Source organism: Nonomuraea sp. NPDC049695 (genome assembly GCF_040674955.1).
Classification (GTDB): Bacteria; Actinomycetota; Actinomycetes; order Streptosporangiales; family Streptosporangiaceae; genus Nonomuraea; species Nonomuraea helvata.
The window spans coordinates 1-16,149 of the sequence record NZ_JBFANV010000064.1; the positions used below are offsets into that span (position 1 = coordinate 1).

Sequence of the window (16,149 nt, forward strand, 5' to 3'; positions counted from 1 at the left end):
GAGCTGGGTGAGCATGGCGCTCATCACGCACTGCTGGTGGCGCATCCGGGTGTGGTTGTCGGCGCCCGCAGCGGAATTGCTCCTCCACCAGGCTCAGCAAATCCCGGAGCTGGTCGCGTTGCTCCTCCGACAGCACGGCGAAGAGCTCCTGGCCCTCCTCGCGGCGGGCGTCGCGGGCGCGGGCGGCGAGGCGGCGGCCCTCCGGGGTGATCAGCAGCAGCGTGGAGCGGCGGCTGGCGGGATCGACCTCCCGGCGTACGAGCCCCGCCGACTCAAGGGCGTCCACCACCGGCGTGAGCGAGCGGGGCACGATCCGCAGTTGGTCGGCCAACTGCACCATGCGCAGCGGCTGCGCGGCGTCGGCGAGCGCACGCAGGGCGCGCGCCTGGCCGGGGTTGAGCCCGAGCGGCCCCAGCCGATGGATGTACCCGTGCCGCAACCGCCGCCCCACCAGGTGCAAGAGCTCGGCGAGCTCCTTCTCTTCCATACCCACGAAGTTTAGCCGGAACAAATATGAGTTAACCTCTGTTTTAGTGGACATCTGAAAGGAGGCACCACTTGGCGGAGGAACCACGCGCGCCTCTCGGGCGCATCATCAAGCTGTTCCGCCCCTACCGCGGCCGCCTGGCCCTGGTGGGCGTCCTCATCCTCCTGTCGTCACTGGTGGCGCTGGCCTCGCCGTTCCTGCTGCGCGAGGTGCTGGACGTGGCGATCCCGGCCAGGGACGCCGCCCTGCTCACGCTGCTGGCCCTGGGCATGATCGCGGTGGCGGTCACCACCAACGTGTTCGACGTGCTGCAGACGCTGATCTCCACCACCGTGGGCCAGCGCGTGATGCACGACCTGCGCCTCGCCGTCTACGGTCACCTGCAGCGCATGTCGCTGGCGTTCTTCACCCGCACCAGGACCGGCGAGGTGCAGTCGCGCATCGCCAACGACATCGGCGGCATGCAGTCGGTCGTCACCACGACCGCCGCCTCCCTCGTCTCCAACCTCACCACGGTGATCGCCACCATCGTCGCCATGGTCGCGCTCGAGTGGCGGCTGACGGTGATCTCGCTGCTGCTGATGCCGGTGTTCGTGTGGATCAGCCGCAACGTCGGCCGCGAACGCAAGCGCATCACCGCCGAGCAGCAGCGCAAGCTGGCCGGCATCGCGTCCATGGTCCAGGAGTCGCTGTCCATCAGCGGCATCCTGCTGGGCCGCACCATGGGCCGCTCCGGCGAGCTGACCGAGGGCTTCGGGCGGGCCTCCGGCGAGCTGGCCGACGTCGGCGTGCGGGTGAGCATGGCCGGACGCTGGCGGCAGTCGTCGATCCAGCTCGTCATGGCCGCGATGCCCGCGCTGATCTACTGGGCCGTCGGCTACACGGGCGCGATCTCGGTCGGCACGCTGGTGGCGTTCACGACGTTGCAGACCAGCCTGTTCCGGCCGATGGTGTCGCTGCTGCGGCTGGGCGTGGACGTGCAGACCTCGCTGGCGCTGTTCGCGCGGATCTTCGAGTACCTCGACCTGCCGGTCGACATCCACCCTGGCACGCGGGAGCTGCGCGAGGTGCGCGGCGAGGTCCGCTTCGAGGACGTCGACTTCTCGTACGGCGAGGCCCCCACGCTCACCGGCGTGGACCTCACGGTCCCCCCGGGCTCCAGCCTGGCCGTCGTGGGCGAGACCGGATCGGGCAAGACCACGCTCAGCTACCTGCTGCCCAGGCTCTACGACGTCACCGGCGGCCGGGTCACGATCGACGGGGTGGACGTGCGGGAGCTGACGTTCGAGACGCTGAGCGAGGCGGTCGGCGTCGTGTCGCAGGAGACGTACCTCTTCCACGCCTCGATCGCCGACAACCTCCGCTTCGCCAGGCCGTCGGCCACCGACGAGGAGCTGGAGGCGGCGGCGCGGGCGGCGCGCATCCACGACCACATCGCCTCGCTGCCCGACGGCTACGACACCCTGGTGGGCGAGCGCGGCTACCGGTTCTCGGGCGGCGAGAAGCAGCGCCTGGCCATCGCGCGCACGCTGCTGCGCAACCCGCCGGTGCTGGTCCTCGACGAGGCCACCAGCGCGCTGGACACCCAGACCGAGCGGGCCGTGCAGGAGGCGCTCGACAGCCTGGCGCAGGGCCGTACCACGATCATGATCGCGCACCGGCTGTCCACCGTCCGCGACGCGGACCAGATCGTCGTGCTGGACGACGGGAAGATCGTCGAGCGCGGCACCCACGACGAGCTGATAGCGCGCGGCGGCCACTACGCGGCGCTGGTGAGTCGGGACGAACCGCTCGAGCTTGTTTAAACGTCAATTAGACGTGTCTTGCCTCACATTCCGGTCAGACCGGAATCTGCCTCTGAGATCACTGTGTTTGACCCCCCGGTGAATCTTCAAGGCTAGGACCCGTTTTGTCTCTCTCTTCCTCCACGTTCAGAGCTCTCCGGCATCACAACTACCGGCTCTGGGCGGGAGCTGACCTCGTCTCCGTGACCGGCACCTGGATGCAGGTGCTGGGTGTCAACTGGCTCATCCTGACGCTGACGGGCTCGGCGACCAGCGTCGGGCTGAGCCTCGTCATGCAGGCGCTGCCGACGCTGCTGCTGGGCATGTGGGGCGGCGCCCTGGCCGACCGCCTGCCGAGCCGGCCCGTCGTGATCGCGGCGCAGCTCGCGCAGGCCGCGCTCGCCGCCGTACTGGCGCTGATCACGATGAGCGGCGTCGAGTCGGTGCTGCCGATCTACGGGGTGGCGCTGGCCGGCGGTGTGATCACCGCGCTGGGCGGTCCCGCGCTCGGACGGTTCGGCGCCGAGGTGGTGCCGCCCGCCGACCTGCCGAACGCGATGGCGCTCGGCTCGATCCTCAGCTCCGCGGGCCGCATCCTGGGCATGAGCCTGGCGGGCGCGCTGCTGCCGTTCACGGGGAACCATGGGCTGTTCGTGATCAATGCCGCCAGCTTCTTCGTGGTGGTCGCGGCGGTGCTGGCCATGCGCCGTGCGGAGTTCCACCGGCTCGCGCCCGCCGAGCGGCAGCGCGGCTCCGTGCGCGAGGGCCTGGAGTACGTGCTGCGTACCCCGTGGCTGCTGGTCGTGCTGGCGCTCTGGTTCGTGTCGGGCAGCATGGGGCGCAACTATCAGGTCACCATGGCCGCCATGAGCGCCGGTCCGCTGGAGGCGGGCGCCGGTGGGTACGGCCTGCTGTCCACGGCCTTCGCCGTCGGCACGGTGCTCGGCGGCTTCCTGGCCGCCGCCAGGCCCCACCTGACGATCCGGCTGCTGCTGGTCACGGCGTTCGCGACCGGGGTGGCGCAGGCGGTGAGCGGGCTGATGCCGGAGCTGTGGACGTTCGGGGCCGTGCTGCTGCCGATCGCGGCCGGCGCGGTGGCCCTCGACACCACCGTCTCGGCGCGCGCCCAGCTCGACAGCCCCGAGCCCATGCGCGGGCGGGTCATCGCGGCACTGTCCATCGTCAGCGCGGGATCGGGCGCGCTCGGCGGGCCGCTGCTCGGCTGGCTCAGCGACGCGCTCGGGCCGCGCGTCGCGCTGGAGATCGGCGGCGTGTCCTGCGTGGCGGCCGCGCTCCTGGCCGCCGCCGGGCTGGCCCGCCTGTCCGGCCGGACCTTCAGGCAGGCCGTACGGCTGCGCCCGCGCCTGGAGAACGCCTGACGGTCTAACCAGAGAGCCAGTAACTCCTCACCGCGATTGCTTGCAGGCATGCTTAGAGTTAACCTGTAAATGCAGTTGGAGGTTAGTTACGAACAACATCGCAGCGAGGAGGTTCCGAAATGCTCTTGACCTCGATTGACCCGTTCTTCCAGGAGTTCGAGCGCCAGTTCGACCGCCTGGCTCGCCAGACCTTCGGCACCGAAGGCACCGTCATGCCCATGGACGGGCTGCGCCGCGACGACGACGTGCTCCTGCGCTTCGACCTTCCCGGCATCGACCCCGACTCCATCGAGGTGACGGTCGACCGCGGCGTCCTCAGCGTCACCGCCCGCCGGGAGGAGGAGCTCGCGGAGAACGAGCGGCTGTTCGTGCGCGAACGCCCCATGGGCTCGTTCACCCGGCGCGTCTATCTCTCCGAGCACCTGGACAGCGAGAAGATCGACGCGGGCTACGCCAACGGCGTCCTGACCGTCCGCATCCCGGTGCTGGAGCGGGCCAAGCCGCGCAAGGTGGAGATCCAGCGAGGCGAGACGAAGGCCATCAGGGCCTGACCCGCGGCACGGGGGTGGGCACCCCCGCCCACCCCCGTACGACGAGGAGTCCGTGATGGCCGACCTGCCCTTCGACGACGAACACGCCCCCCTCTACTCCCTCGGGCAGGTGGCGGAGATGCTGCAGGTCCAGCAGGCCTACCTGCGCCGGCTCGACCAGCACGACGTCCTCAGCCCGAGCCGTTCCAGCGGCGGCCAGCGGCGCTACTCACGGCGCGACATCATGATCGTCCAGCACGTCACGCGGATGGCCGACGAGGGCATGACGCTCATCGCCATCCGCCGCATCCTCCAGCTCGAGCGGGAGCTCGCCGAGCTCCGCCAGGAGCTGAAGGAAGCCCGGGAAAGGATCCGCGAGCTGGAGTGACGTGATTGGACACCGTTCACTTGGGTAGCGGTGGCCACCATGGCAACCGACGTCATCAGTCTGATCACCAGTGACCACCGGACCGTGGAGAGCCTCTTCGAGCGGCTCAAGAAGCAGGAGGGCGACCCGTCGGCCACCGTGGCGAAGCTGCACGCCCTGCTGATCGCCCACTCGCGGGCCGAGGAGGACCGGGTCTATCCGCACATCGACGCCCACCACAGCGTCGAGGAGCACAAAGAGGCCGAGATCCTGCTCGACGCGCTCGTACGCGCCAAGCCCGGCACGCCGGAGTTCCGCAAGACGCTCGATGAGCTGATCACGTCCGTCACCCACCACGTCGAGGAAGAAGAGAGCAAGATCCTGCCCACCCTCGCGAAGTCCGTCGGCGAGAAGCAGCTGAAGGAGCTCGGCAAGGCGTTCAAGGAGCGCAGGGCGGAGGAGCTCAAGGCGCTCGGCGTCCCCAAGCAGGCGGCCCCGGCCGGCTCGCGCGAGGGGGCCAGCAAGGCGGAGCTGTACGAGAAGGCCAAGAAGGCCGACATTCCCGGCCGATCCCAGATGGGCAAGAAGGAGTTGGCCGAGGCGCTACGACACTCCAAATAGGAGGATTTCGGGCTCATCGCTGGGTAGGGGGCGCGTATGACCGAAAAACCTCCGGACCGGTTCGGCCTCAGCGACGAACAGGAGATCGAGGTCGAGGAGTGGACCGACGACCTCGGCTTCTACCACGAAGTCGTCGAGGACGACCCCCAGCACAGAGACACGCTCGACGAACGCCTGCGCCGGGAGGCCAGGGACCGGCTCCACGAGCCCCGGCCCAAGCACCGGCTGACGCAGCCGGACGAGGGGCTGGAGCCCGACACCGAGAGCGAGGAGATCGCCTCGGACTGGGGCGATGACGACGGCAACGACCTGTCAGCGGAAGAGCGTGCCATCCGCATCGACCCCGACGAGAATCTTCCGTGAGAGGTCCCGGCCCAGGCGTCAGGCCCGTGACCGCCTCACGCGAGGCGTTCGAGCACAGGCAGCAGTGCGTGCAGGCCGTCGACGATCGCGTCGGCGGCCTCCGCCTGCGGGCGCTCGGCGTGCAGGTATCCCCACGGCCCGCGGCGCAGCAGCGCGGTGCGCATGCCCGCCGCGGCGGCGGGCAGCACGTCGTTGTCCAGCCGGTCGCCGACGTAGAGGATCTCGGCGGCCTCCCGCCCCGCGACAGCCGCGACCTTGGCGAAGAAACCGGGGGCCGGCTTGGAGACGCCCCATCCCTCGGAGGTGTGCACGGAGTCGGTGGGCAGGTCCATGGCGACCAGTGCGTCATAGGCGCGTCTCGGCTGATTGCCCGCGATGATCACCTGGTAGCCGGCGGCGCGGATGGCGGCCAGCGCGTCTCGCACGTCGGGATACAGGTCGTCGGCGTCGAAGTGGCTGCGCAGGCCGTGGGGGTCGTCGCGCTCCCAGGCGGCCTCCTCCGCGAGGAGGTCGAAGCCGGGGCGTATGAGCTCGAAGGCGTCGCCGTGGGGACGATCCAGCGCGGCCATCCCGCCGAGCGCGCCCATCAGCACGAACCCGCTCACGCCCAGCCGCTCGGCCCAGCGTGCCCAGATCCGCTCCTCACTGATCAGCGTCTCCCCGACGTCGAACACCACAGCCTTGATCATCGATCCCCCCGTTTCGACGTGCCCATAGGGGCACGGGTGTAAAGCCTGACAAACACCTGCAAAGGGGGATTTTCTCATGCCATCAGAGCGCGACGCGAAGGACCGCCAGCTCGACGCCCACCGCGTCCCGGCGGACGACCTCACCATGACCACGGACCAAGGCGTCGGGGTCGACCACACGGACGACTCGCTGCGGGCCGGCGAACGCGGGCCGACACTCATGGAGGACTTCCACTTCCGGGAGAAGCTCACCCGCTTCGACCACGAGCGCATCCCCGAGCGTGTGGTGCACGCCAGGGGCGCCGGCGCGTACGGGATCTTCCAGCTCTACGAGCCGCTCGGCGACCTGACCACGGCGGCCTTCCTGAACGACACGTCGAAGCCGACGCCGACATTCGTGCGCTTCTCGACCGTGGCCGGCTCGCGCGGCTCGGCCGACACCGTGCGTGACGTGCGCGGGTTCGCCACGAAGTTCTACACCTCGCAGGGGAACTTCGACCTCGTCGGCAACAACTTCCCGGTCTTCTTCATCCAGGACGGCATCAAGTTCCCCGACTTCGTGCACGCGGTCAAGCCGGAGCCGCACAACGAGATCCCGCAGGCGCAGTCGGCGCACGACACGTTCTGGGACTTCATCCAGCTGCAGCCGGAGTCGCTGCACATGGTCATGTGGCTGATGTCCGACCGGGCGATCCCGCGCAGCTTCCGGACGATGCAGGGGTTCGGCGTGCACACGTTCCGGCTGGTGAACGCCTTGGGGCAGGGGACGTTCGTCAAGTGGCACTGGCGCCCGGTGCTGGGGACGTACTCGCTGGTGTGGGACGAGGTGCTGCGCATCCAGGGCAACGACCCCGACTTCAACCGCCGGGACCTGTGGGAGGCCATCGAGCGCGGCGCCTACCCCGAGTACGAGCTGTGCGTGCAGCTCGTGCCGGAGTCGCGGGAGCACGACTTCGACTTCGACCTGCTCGATCCCACGAAGATCATCCCGGAGGAGCAGGTGCCGCTGCGGCCCATCGGCAAGATGACGCTCAACCGCAACCCGCAGAACTTCTTCGCCGAGACCGAGCAGGTGGCCTTCCACACTGCCAACGTGGTGCCCGGCATCGACTTCTCCAACGACCCGCTGCTGCAGGCCAGGAACTTCTCGTACCTCGACACCCAGCTGCTGCGCCTGGGCGGGCCGAACTTCCCGCAGATCCCGATCAACCGGCCGGTGAACGAGGTCCGCAACGACCAGCGCGACGGCTTCCACCAGCACATGATCCACGAGTCGCGCACGAGCTACGCGCCGAACTCCATCAGCGGCGGCCACCCCGCGGCGGCCGACGGCTATCGGCACTACCAGGAGCGGGTGGACGGCACCAAGATCCGCAAGCGCAGCCCCAGCTTCGACGACCACTACAGCCAGGCCACCCTGTTCTGGAACAGCATGGCCGACTGGGAGAAGCAGCACATCGTCGCCGCGTTCCTGTTCGAGCTGGGACATGTGGAGCGCCCGCACATCAAGGAGGGCATGGTCCGGCACCTCGGCCAGATCCACCCGGACCTCGCCTCGCAGGTGGCGGCGGGGCTGGGCCTCCCCGAGCCGCCGATGGCCCAGGTCCACTCGAACGCCTCACCCGCGCTCAGCATGACCGGCCAGCCGCAGAGCGTCGCCACCCGCAAGATCGCCATCCTCATGGCGGACGGGACGGACGCCGGCGAGGTCACGGCCCTGCGCGAGTCCCTGGAGGCCAAGGGAGCCATCTGCGAGGTGGTCGCCCCGGCGGAGGGCACCGTCGGCGGCATCCCGGTGGACCGCCAGCTCAGCGCGGCGAACTCGGTGATCTACGACGCGGTGGTGGCCGCGGACGGCGCCGCGCTGGCGCCGGTGGGGCGGGCGCAGTTCTTCGTCAAGGAGGCGTTCAAGCACGGCAAGGCCATCGGCGCGGTGGGGTCCGGGCGCGAGCTGCTCGAGGCCGCGCGGCTGCCCAACGACGTGGGGGTGGTGATGGGGGACGGCATCGCGGAGAAGTTCGCGACGGCGGTGGCCGGGCACCGCTTCTACGAGCGGGACGTGTCCGCCGTCCCGGCCTGACGGGGTACGCGAGTCGGCCGCCCCACGAGGGCGGCCGATTCGTGTGGCGTCAGGGCGCGTGCGATGGAATACTTAGCGTGTCCGTTCGAATACGAAGGGAAAGATTCCATGGTCGCCATGATGGAAGAGAAGCACCAGACGGAATCCACCTACGCGAGCTTTCCGCATCTACCGCAGACTGCTCGCGAGATGTTCGATGTCCTACCCCCCCTCCCCGGCTTCCGGGTTGAGGTCATCGAAGGGAAGCTGATCGTGAGCCCGTCGGGCACCCCTGAGCATTTCCTGACAAGCGACGAGCTGTCCTATGCTCTGCGTCCGTTGCGCACGGAGCGCGGCTGGAACGGAGCGTATGGTCCGCACATCTGCATCGATGGGCCCCGGGACTCGGTCCAACCTGACTACGTGCTGTGGCCGCCCGACTGTAAACGATGGGGCAACGAGCTGCTGTCGCCTGGGGTGATCATGGCCGCCGAGGTGGTCTCGCCCAGCAGTGTGGACATCGACCGCAAGGAGAAAGTGCGCCTCTACGCCCTGGGCCGGGTGCCGGTCTACCTGCTGATCGATCCGCTCGCCGACGAGCCGGCCGTGACCGTGTTCAGCGAGATCAAGGATGACGCCTACCAGGTGAGAAACACCACGCTCATCGGCACTCCGATCAAGCTGCCCACGCCCATCGACTTCGAGCTCGACACCTCGATCTTCACGGTGTGAGCGATCTTGCCGTATCCGGATGAGCGGCAGACCGCTGTCAACTGCGACGACGCCCGACAGTCACGGCCGAGTCAGCTCCATTCAGTCAGCAGGCGCTGAAACTGCTCGTTCGCCTCCACCGGATCGAAGTCCGGCATGGCCTCGCGCATGAGATCGTGCACCTGGCGCTGGGCGTCCGCGCACGCCGCCCGCACGGCCACGAGCGTCTGCTCGGCCAACTCCTGGCTGCTCAATCGCGTCACGCGGGGGCCGTAGGTGACCCCGAGGACCAGGCCGTTCACGTCCACCACAACCTTGACCTGGCCTTCCGCCGTTTCCCCCGCCCCCACGATCTGGTCGAGGTCCGCCTGCGCCGTCTCCAGCCAGGCCAGCACCCGCTCACCCTGGCGGACCACGTCGTCGATGTGCTGGTCTGTGATGATGGCGGGGTCGAACTGCTGGCCGTACACGCTTGCCTCCGAGCCTATTGAAGAAGGTCGCGGGCGACCTGCTCGACCCGCCCGCGTACGAAGGTCTCGTCGAGTGGCGGGGGCAGTGCGGCGGCGCTTTCCGCCGCGTCCGCGATCTCCTGCGCCTTGCGCGCCGCGTCCTCCTGTGCCGCCCGGAGCACCGCTGCGACCTCACGGCCGAGCGCCGATTCTCCGAGCCGCATCGCCCGCGGGTCGATGCGCAACCGGGTGAGCCCGCCCTCGCCGTCGGCAGCCGCCTCGAACAGCCCGTCCTTGCTCTTCGCCAGACCTTCCACCAGTCGGATCGCGGACTGAGCCGCCTGCAGGTCGCGTATGGCCCGCTGACCTTGGGCGAAGTATTCGAGCAGGTACTCGTCGTCGTTGTCGGGTGTGGGTGGCCGCATGTCGGACCTCAGGCTGTCAGGAGGGCGCAGTCTAGATACAGCCGCCCAGTTTAGACACATATTGGCCGCGAGTTTGACGTGGAGATTCATGTCTCATGAACGACAAGTGCCGCGAAGATCATGACATGTGACGATATGGTGCTTCGACATGACGGGACTTGAGATCGCCATGGGGTCTGTGGAGCAGGAAGGCTCCCGGATCAGGACCCATGGAGAGGACTACAACGCCGCACTGGAGCCGCTCAGAGCTCGCGGCGACGGGGTGTCGTCGTTCGGGGATGAGGGTCTGTTCGGCATCTTCACGAGCATGTACGCCGAGTGCCGCGCGGTGTCGATGGCCGCGCTCGCCGGACTGTCCACGGTGATAGCCGATACAGGCGACGGCCTGCACGCCGTGGTCAGGAACACGCGCGACGGCGAGACCGCGAGCATCGAGCACGTCCAGAACCTCGGTCGCACATGGCTGTAGTGCTTCCCCCGGCGGCGGCCGCAATGATGCAGATGCTCGGTCCTTGGCCGAACATGAACGAGGACGACGTCAGAGCCGAGGCCAACGCCGCGCGGGTCGCCCACTCCGGCACCGCCCCCGCGGCGAGCGGTGCCGATTCGGCGGTCCGCGCTACGCAGCAGGTCTACCGCGGCGAGTCTGCCACCAGCATGGAGAACTACTGGAACAGGACCGGTGCGCAGGGCGGCCACGTCGCTCAGGCGAACGCGGCGATGAAGGTGATACCGATCGCCCTGGATGGCACCGCTGCGGTGGTGACGGCTGTCAAGGTGGCGGCGGGCACGCAGGCGGTGTTCACCGCGGTCGGTGTGGCCAAGGCGTTGGCGTTCGGCGGGGCGGTCGGGGCGACCGTCGCGACGGCTCGGGTGCTGGCGTCGCGTCAGGCGGTCAGGAAGATCCTTCGTGAGGGCAGCGAGGGCACCGGCAAGGTGATCGCTCCCATCGTGCGCCGCCGGGTCACCGAGCCGATGCGCCGCATCCTGGACGACCTCCGAGGCCCAGGAGGTCCCGGATCACGCCTCGCCGCGGCCGGCCCGCGCGGAGGAGTCCCCTTGCGGTCGTCCGGTCTGCGAAATCGGTCCGGACCTCGGTCCGGCAAGGACGGCATCGCCCAGATGGCCCGCAGGAACAACAGGGACAACCGCGGCAATGGGCGGGGCAACAGCGGCGGGAACCGTGGCGGCGGGGGCTTCTTCTCTCGCAACTCGAACAATGGCTCACGCCATGACGGAAGAGTTCACGGCGATCCGCCTAACAGCGCCAAGGGCATGACGGAGGCGGAGGCGAAGCGCGCCAGGGATATGTTGAAGAAGAGCATCAAGGCGAGGAAGGCCGAGGAGGAAAGAAAGGGCTGGGAGGCCGGGCACGCGGAACGACTCAAAAGAGAAGAGAAGGCCCTCAGGGAGCTCGAGGACAGCATCAACAAACGGCAGTACGACGCGCCGCCCAGCTCGTCGTCCAGCGGGGGCACGTACAACGGAGGCTCACAATCCAACGCCGACCGCTACCCCACTGATGCCGAGTGGGAGCAGCAGAAGAAGAACAGGAGGTGGTAGAGCCGATGCGGACGCAAGCAGGCGAGGATCTGATCGAGCGCATCCTCGCGCATCCGGCCGACGCCGACCTCGTGGGCTCGGCAGCCAACGACCTGCTCAGCGAGCTGTACGCGGGATTCCCCGTCGAGCACCTCGCCAGACTTCTCCATAGCGGTGATGACCGGATCCTGCCGACGGCGACCTGGTTGCTGTCGGAACTCACCGACCTCGCGGCGCCGCTGATCGACGAGGTTCCGGCCCTCCTGTCCAGCCCGATCCGCACTGTGCGATACGACGCGATAGAAGTGGTGCTGGAGAACGCCGACGAGCGGCACGGACCCATCATCGCGCAGGTCATGAACTTGAGCCGAGACCCCGAGAGCGCCGTCCGCTGGAAGGTCCTCGAGTTCCTGGCCGAGGCCTCGGTCGAGCAGCTTGAGGCAGGGGCTGCCTGCCTGCCCCCCGGTCAGGTCAAGGAGTTGGCCGAGTGGCTGATCCTCCAGGACGGCGAGGAGCCGGATCTGGCCGGCATCGTCATCCGGCTCGAAGCAGGCGACCCGGTGACCCGGCTGTTCGCCGCGGCGGCCGCCGCGAGTCTGTCCGACGAGGAGGACATGAACCTCTTGGAGCATGCGGCCACGGTCGAGGAAGAGGAGATCCGCTCGTTCGCCCAGGAGCGGCTGAGCGAACTGCGTGAGGACGTAGCCGACTAGAGGCCGTGAGTCGGCCGTCCCTCGGGGGCGGCCGACTCGTGTCGCGGGAGCACGCGCGTGCCGATCTTCATGGCGTGAGCTTCTCCATCGCCTTGGCGATGCGCTTCTCCGACACCGGCGTAGGCGTCCCCAAGGTCTGGGCGAAGAAGCTCACCCTCAGCTCCTCGATCATCCACCGGATCTCCACCACATCCGCATCCCCCCTCCGCGCCGGGGGAAGCTTCTGCAGCACGTCGTGATAGTCGTCCTCGACCTTGTGCACCCGGTCCATCCACTCCTGGTCCCGCCAGGGCTCCTCCGGGAGCTTGGCAAGGCGGCGGTCGATTGCCCGGATATATCGGAGAATGTCGGAAAGGCGCCGGTAGCCCGTGGCCGTGACGAAACCCCGGTAGACGAGCTTGCCGAGCTGGTCGCGGATGTCGTCCGTGGCCGCGCCGGGCCGCAGGGCGTCGAGCCGGGCCCCGGCCTCGTGCCACACGCTCAGGATCTGCTCGACCTTCGACAGCACGTCGGCCGCCGTGTCGTAGAGGTGCGCCCGTACGTGCTGGTAGAGGCGGTCGAAGGCCACCGGGTCCCACGCCGGGCCCCCGGCGTCGAGCATCAGCTTGTCCACCGCCGCGTTCACCACGTCGTCGAACAGCGCCACCGCCCCGCCGTGCGGGCTGCGTGACAGCGCCAGCTTGGCCTGGTTGGACAGGCCGCCGAGCAGCGACTTGGCCGGGTTGGTGACGTTCAGGAGAAGCAGACGGCGCACGCCGGGCCAGTGGGAGCGGCGCTGCTCGGCCGCCGTCTCGAAGATCTTGATCGAGACCGAGTCGCCCGCGTCCACCAGCGCCGGATAGCCCTTCATCCGGCCCTGCTCGAACACCTTCTGCAGCGTCCCGAAGCTCCACGTGTGCAGGCCCGTCTGCTCCAGGTCGTCGCCGGCCTGCGAGAGCGTCTGCCGCAGGCGCGGGGCGAGGCGGCGTTTCAGCGCGTCGAGGTCCTTGTCCTCGGCCACCGTGCGCCTGCGCTCGTCGATCACCCGGTACGTGATGCGCAGGTGGTCGGGCACCTGGTCGAGCTGCCAGGCGTCGTGCGGCACGCGTACGCCGGTGAGCCGCAGCAACTCGCGCTCCACGGCGGCCAGCAGCGGCTCGCCGCCCTGCTTGACCCCCGCCAGCACCTGCTTGGCGTAGTTGGGGGCGGGGACGAAGTTGCGGCGCAGAGCCTTCGGCAGGGAGCGGATCAGCGCGGTGATCAGCTCCTCGCGCAGGCCGGGGATCTGCCAGTCGAAGCCGTCGGAGCTGACCTGGTTGAGCACCTGGAGCGGCACGTGGACGGTCACGCCGTCGGCGTCCGCGCCGGGCTCGAACTGGTAGGTCAGCTTCATCCGCTGGCCGAGCTGCTTCCACGTGTCGGGATAGTCGCGGGCGCTGACGTCGGCGCCCTCGTTGACCAGCATGTCCGGCGAGAACGTGAGGAGGTCGGGGGTCTCCTGCCTGGCCTTCTTCCACCAGGAGTCGAAGTGGCGGGCCGAGACCACGTCGGCGGGCACCCGCTGGTCGTAGAAGTCGAACAGCGCCTCGTCGTCCACCATGATGTCGCGGCGGCGCGCCCTGTTCTCCAGCTCCTCGACCTCGTCGAGCAGCCTGCGGTTGTCCTTGAGGAAGCGGTGGTGGGTGTCCCAGTCGCCCTCGACCAGCCCGTGCCTGATGAACAGCTCCCGCGACAGGTCGGGGTCGATGCGGCCGTAGTTGACCTTGCGGCCCACCACGAGCGGCACCCCGTACAGGGTGACCTTCTCCAGGGCGATCACCGCACCCTGGTTCTTCTCCCAGTGCGGCTCGGAGTAGGTCCGTTTGACCAGGTGCTGGGCGAGGGGCTCCACCCAGTCGGGCTCGATCTTGGCGTTGACCCGCGCCCAGAGCCGGGAGGTCTCGACCAGCTCGGCCGACATGACCCACTGCGGCTGCTTCTTGGCCAGGGCGGAGCCGGGGAAGATGGCGAAGCGGGCGTTGCGGGCCCCGAGATATTCCTGCATCGGCCTGCGGCCGTCCTGCCCGCGCTGCTGCTTGTCCATGACGTCCTTGACGCCGATGTGCGACAGCAGCCCGACCAGCAGGGAGACGTGCACGTGGTACGGCTGCGCCGGCTGGCTGTTGGGCTGCGCGCCGAGCGACTGGCGGAGCTGGCTGTAGATGTCCTGCCACTCGCGGACCCGCAGGTAGTTGAGGAACTCCGCCTTGCACAGCCTCCTGAACGCGCTGGACGACAGCTCCTTCTGCTTGTCGCGCAGGTAGTTCCACAGGTTGAGGTAGGCCATGAAGTCGGACTCGGGGTCGGCGAAGCGCCGGTGCTTCTCGTCGGCCTGCTGCTGCTTGTCGGAGGGGCGCTCGCGCGGGTCCTGGATGGACAGGGCGGCGGCGATCACCATGACCTCGCGCAGGCACCCGTTCTTCTCGGCCTCCAGCACCATGCGGCCCAGGCGCGGGTCGACGGGCAGACCGGCCAGCTTGCGGCCGGTGCCGGTGAGCTTGCCGTGGCCGTCGAACGCGCCCAGCTCGTGCAGCAGGTTGACGCCGTCCTTGACCTGGCGGCGGTCCGGCGGCTCCACGAACGGGAACGCCTCGATGTCGCCCAGCCCGATCGAGGTCATCTGCAGGATGACCGAGGCCAGGTTGGTGCGCAGGATCTCGGGGTCGGTGAACTCGGGCCGGTTGAGGAAGTCCTCCTCCTCGTACAGCCTGATACAGATGCCGTCGGAGGTGCGGCCCGAGCGGCCCTTGCGCTGGTTGGCGCTGGCCTGCGAGATGGGCTCGATGGGCAGGCGCTGCACCTTGGTGCGGTGGCTGTAGCGGGAGATGCGCGCGTAGCCGGGGTCCACGACGTATTTGATGCCGGGGACCGTGAGCGACGTCTCCGCCACGTTGGTGGCCAGCACGACGCGGCGGCCGGTGTGGCTCTGGAAGACGCGGTGCTGCTCGGCGGCGCTCAGACGGGCGTAGAGCGGGAGGATCTCGGTGTTGCGGAACTCGGCCTTGCCGAGCGCGTCGGCGGCGTCGCGGATCTCCCGCTCACCCGACAGGAAGACGAGGATGTCGCCGGGGCCCTCCCCGATCAGCTCCTTGCAGGCGTTCACGATGCCCTGGGTCTGGTCGTCGTCCTCGTCGAGCGGCCGGTAGCGCACCTCGACCGGGTACGTGCGCCCGGAGACCTCGACGATCGGCGCGTCGTCGAAGTGGCGCGAGAACCGCTCGGGGTCGATCGTGGCGCTGGTGATGACGACCTTGAGGTCGGGCCGCTTGGGCAGGAGCTGCTTGAGGTAGCCGAGGATGAAGTCGATGTTGAGGCTGCGCTCGTGGGCCTCGTCGATGATCAGCGTGTCGTACTGGTCGAGCATGCGGTCGTTCTGCAGCTCGGCCAGCAGGATGCCGTCGGTCATCAGCTTGACCAGCGTGCGCTCGCTCGCCTGGTCGGTGAAGCGGACCTTGTAGCCGACCACCTCGCCGAGGCCGGTGCCGAGCTCCTCGGCTATGCGCTCGGCGACCGTACGGGCGGCGATGCGGCGGGGCTGGGTGTGGCCGATGAGCCCGCGTACGCCGCGGCCGAGCTCCAGGCAGATCTTGGGGATCTGGGTGGTCTTTCCGGAGCCCGTCTCGCCGGCGATGATCACAACCTGGTGGTCGCGGATGGCCGCCAGGATGTCGTCCTTGCGCTGGGAGACCGGCAGGTTTTCTGGATAGGTCACCACCGGCACGGCGTCGCGGCGCCGTACGAGCCGCTGCTCGGCTCGCTCGACGTCGGCGAGGATCTCCGCGACGATCTTGTCCCGGGCGTCGCGGGAGCGCACCCGGCGCATGCCGTCAAGCCTGCGCTGCAGCCGCCGCTGGTCGCGCGGCATGAGCTCGGGCAGGCGGGAGTGGAGCTCGGCCAGTGGAGAGGACAACGAAGGCGTTCCCATACTGCTTTCAGGATATTTGAGCCCGGCTTCCCCGGAGCCAACCGCCCATGCTGCCCGACCGTGGCGGTGACGCGCATCCCAATATCC

At 68.8% G+C, this 16,149-nt stretch carries 16 protein-coding genes; 11 read left to right on the plus strand and 5 right to left on the minus strand.

All coding sequences use genetic code 11. The features are described 5' to 3' along the window. Positions 1 to 487 (minus strand): MarR family transcriptional regulator (locus AB0J64_RS39225; protein WP_364039159.1); only part of this gene is annotated, 487 nt, incomplete at its 3' end. Positions 488 to 558: 71 nt separating this feature from the next. Here AB0J64_RS39225 and AB0J64_RS39230 point away from each other — a divergent pair. The 6 genes from AB0J64_RS39230 to AB0J64_RS39255 all read left to right on the plus strand — a co-directional run bounded on the left by AB0J64_RS39230 (position 559) and on the right by AB0J64_RS39255 (position 5,531). Beyond that, positions 559 to 2,292: an ABC transporter ATP-binding protein gene (locus AB0J64_RS39230; protein WP_364039162.1), complete on the plus strand. Its 1,734-nt coding sequence runs from the start codon at positions 559 to 561 to the stop codon at positions 2,290 to 2,292. 104 nt (positions 2,293 to 2,396) lie between these two features. Then, positions 2,397 to 3,650, plus strand: coding sequence for an MFS transporter (locus AB0J64_RS39235; RefSeq protein WP_364039165.1), 1,254 nt, complete (start codon positions 2,397 to 2,399; stop codon positions 3,648 to 3,650). Between the two features lie 119 nt (positions 3,651 to 3,769). Beyond that, positions 3,770 to 4,201, plus strand: coding sequence for an Hsp20/alpha crystallin family protein (locus AB0J64_RS39240; RefSeq protein ID WP_364039168.1), 432 nt, complete (start codon positions 3,770 to 3,772; stop codon positions 4,199 to 4,201). Between the two features lie 55 nt (positions 4,202 to 4,256). Further along, on the plus strand, positions 4,257 to 4,568 hold the full coding sequence (locus tag AB0J64_RS39245; protein WP_364039171.1) for a MerR family transcriptional regulator: 312 nt from the start codon (positions 4,257 to 4,259) through the stop codon (positions 4,566 to 4,568). Between the two features lie 39 nt (positions 4,569 to 4,607). Continuing rightward, a complete protein-coding gene (locus AB0J64_RS39250) occupies positions 4,608 to 5,168 on the plus strand; it encodes a hemerythrin domain-containing protein (protein WP_364039173.1) in 561 nt (186 codons plus the stop codon). A 36-nt stretch (positions 5,169 to 5,204) separates the two neighbouring features. After that, positions 5,205 to 5,531: a DUF5709 domain-containing protein gene (locus tag AB0J64_RS39255; protein ID WP_345002340.1), complete on the plus strand. Its 327-nt coding sequence runs from the start codon at positions 5,205 to 5,207 to the stop codon at positions 5,529 to 5,531. A 35-nt stretch (positions 5,532 to 5,566) separates the two neighbouring features. On the opposite strand, the gene AB0J64_RS39260 is transcribed toward AB0J64_RS39255, so the two are convergent. Continuing rightward, positions 5,567 to 6,220 carry an HAD family hydrolase gene (locus AB0J64_RS39260; protein ID WP_364039177.1) on the minus strand — a complete coding sequence of 218 codons (654 nt, stop codon included), beginning with the start codon at positions 6,218 to 6,220 and terminating at the stop codon, positions 5,567 to 5,569. 76 nt (positions 6,221 to 6,296) lie between these two features. Here AB0J64_RS39260 and AB0J64_RS39265 point away from each other — a divergent pair, with 76 nt between their 5' ends. After that, complete coding sequence (locus tag AB0J64_RS39265) at positions 6,297 to 8,300, plus strand: catalase (RefSeq protein WP_364039180.1); 2,004 nt, start codon at positions 6,297 to 6,299, stop codon at positions 8,298 to 8,300. Between the two features lie 108 nt (positions 8,301 to 8,408). Continuing rightward, positions 8,409 to 9,011 carry a Uma2 family endonuclease gene (locus tag AB0J64_RS39270; RefSeq protein ID WP_364039183.1) on the plus strand — a complete coding sequence of 201 codons (603 nt, stop codon included), beginning with the start codon at positions 8,409 to 8,411 and terminating at the stop codon, positions 9,009 to 9,011. Between the two features lie 71 nt (positions 9,012 to 9,082). Here AB0J64_RS39270 and AB0J64_RS39275 read toward each other — a convergent pair whose 3' ends face one another. Beyond that, complete coding sequence (locus AB0J64_RS39275) at positions 9,083 to 9,460, minus strand: YbaB/EbfC family nucleoid-associated protein (protein WP_364039186.1); 378 nt, start codon at positions 9,458 to 9,460, stop codon at positions 9,083 to 9,085. A 14-nt stretch (positions 9,461 to 9,474) separates the two neighbouring features. Further along, positions 9,475 to 9,864: a YbaB/EbfC family nucleoid-associated protein gene (locus AB0J64_RS39280; RefSeq protein ID WP_364039189.1), complete on the minus strand. Its 390-nt coding sequence runs from the start codon at positions 9,862 to 9,864 to the stop codon at positions 9,475 to 9,477. A 148-nt stretch (positions 9,865 to 10,012) separates the two neighbouring features. On the opposite strand from AB0J64_RS39280, the gene AB0J64_RS39285 reads away from it, so the two are divergent. The 3 genes from AB0J64_RS39285 to AB0J64_RS39295 are packed head-to-tail and all read left to right on the plus strand — an operon-like array spanning position 10,013 to position 12,119. Beyond that, positions 10,013 to 10,333 carry a hypothetical protein gene (locus AB0J64_RS39285; protein ID WP_364039192.1) on the plus strand — a complete coding sequence of 107 codons (321 nt, stop codon included), beginning with the start codon at positions 10,013 to 10,015 and terminating at the stop codon, positions 10,331 to 10,333. Continuing rightward, positions 10,324 to 11,427, plus strand: a complete 1,104-nt coding sequence (locus AB0J64_RS39290; protein ID WP_364039195.1) for a hypothetical protein — start codon at positions 10,324 to 10,326, stop codon at positions 11,425 to 11,427. The genes AB0J64_RS39285 and AB0J64_RS39290 overlap by 10 nt, the downstream gene beginning before the upstream one ends. A 5-nt stretch (positions 11,428 to 11,432) precedes the next feature. Next, entirely contained in the window at positions 11,433 to 12,119 is a 687-nt protein-coding gene (locus AB0J64_RS39295; RefSeq protein WP_364039198.1) for a hypothetical protein, read from the plus strand. Positions 12,120 to 12,186: 67 nt separating this feature from the next. On the opposite strand, the gene hrpA is transcribed toward AB0J64_RS39295, so the two are convergent. Next, positions 12,187 to 16,062, minus strand: a complete 3,876-nt coding sequence (gene hrpA, locus AB0J64_RS39300; RefSeq protein ID WP_364039201.1) for an ATP-dependent RNA helicase HrpA — start codon at positions 16,060 to 16,062, stop codon at positions 12,187 to 12,189. Between the last annotated feature and the right edge of the window lie 87 nt (positions 16,063 to 16,149).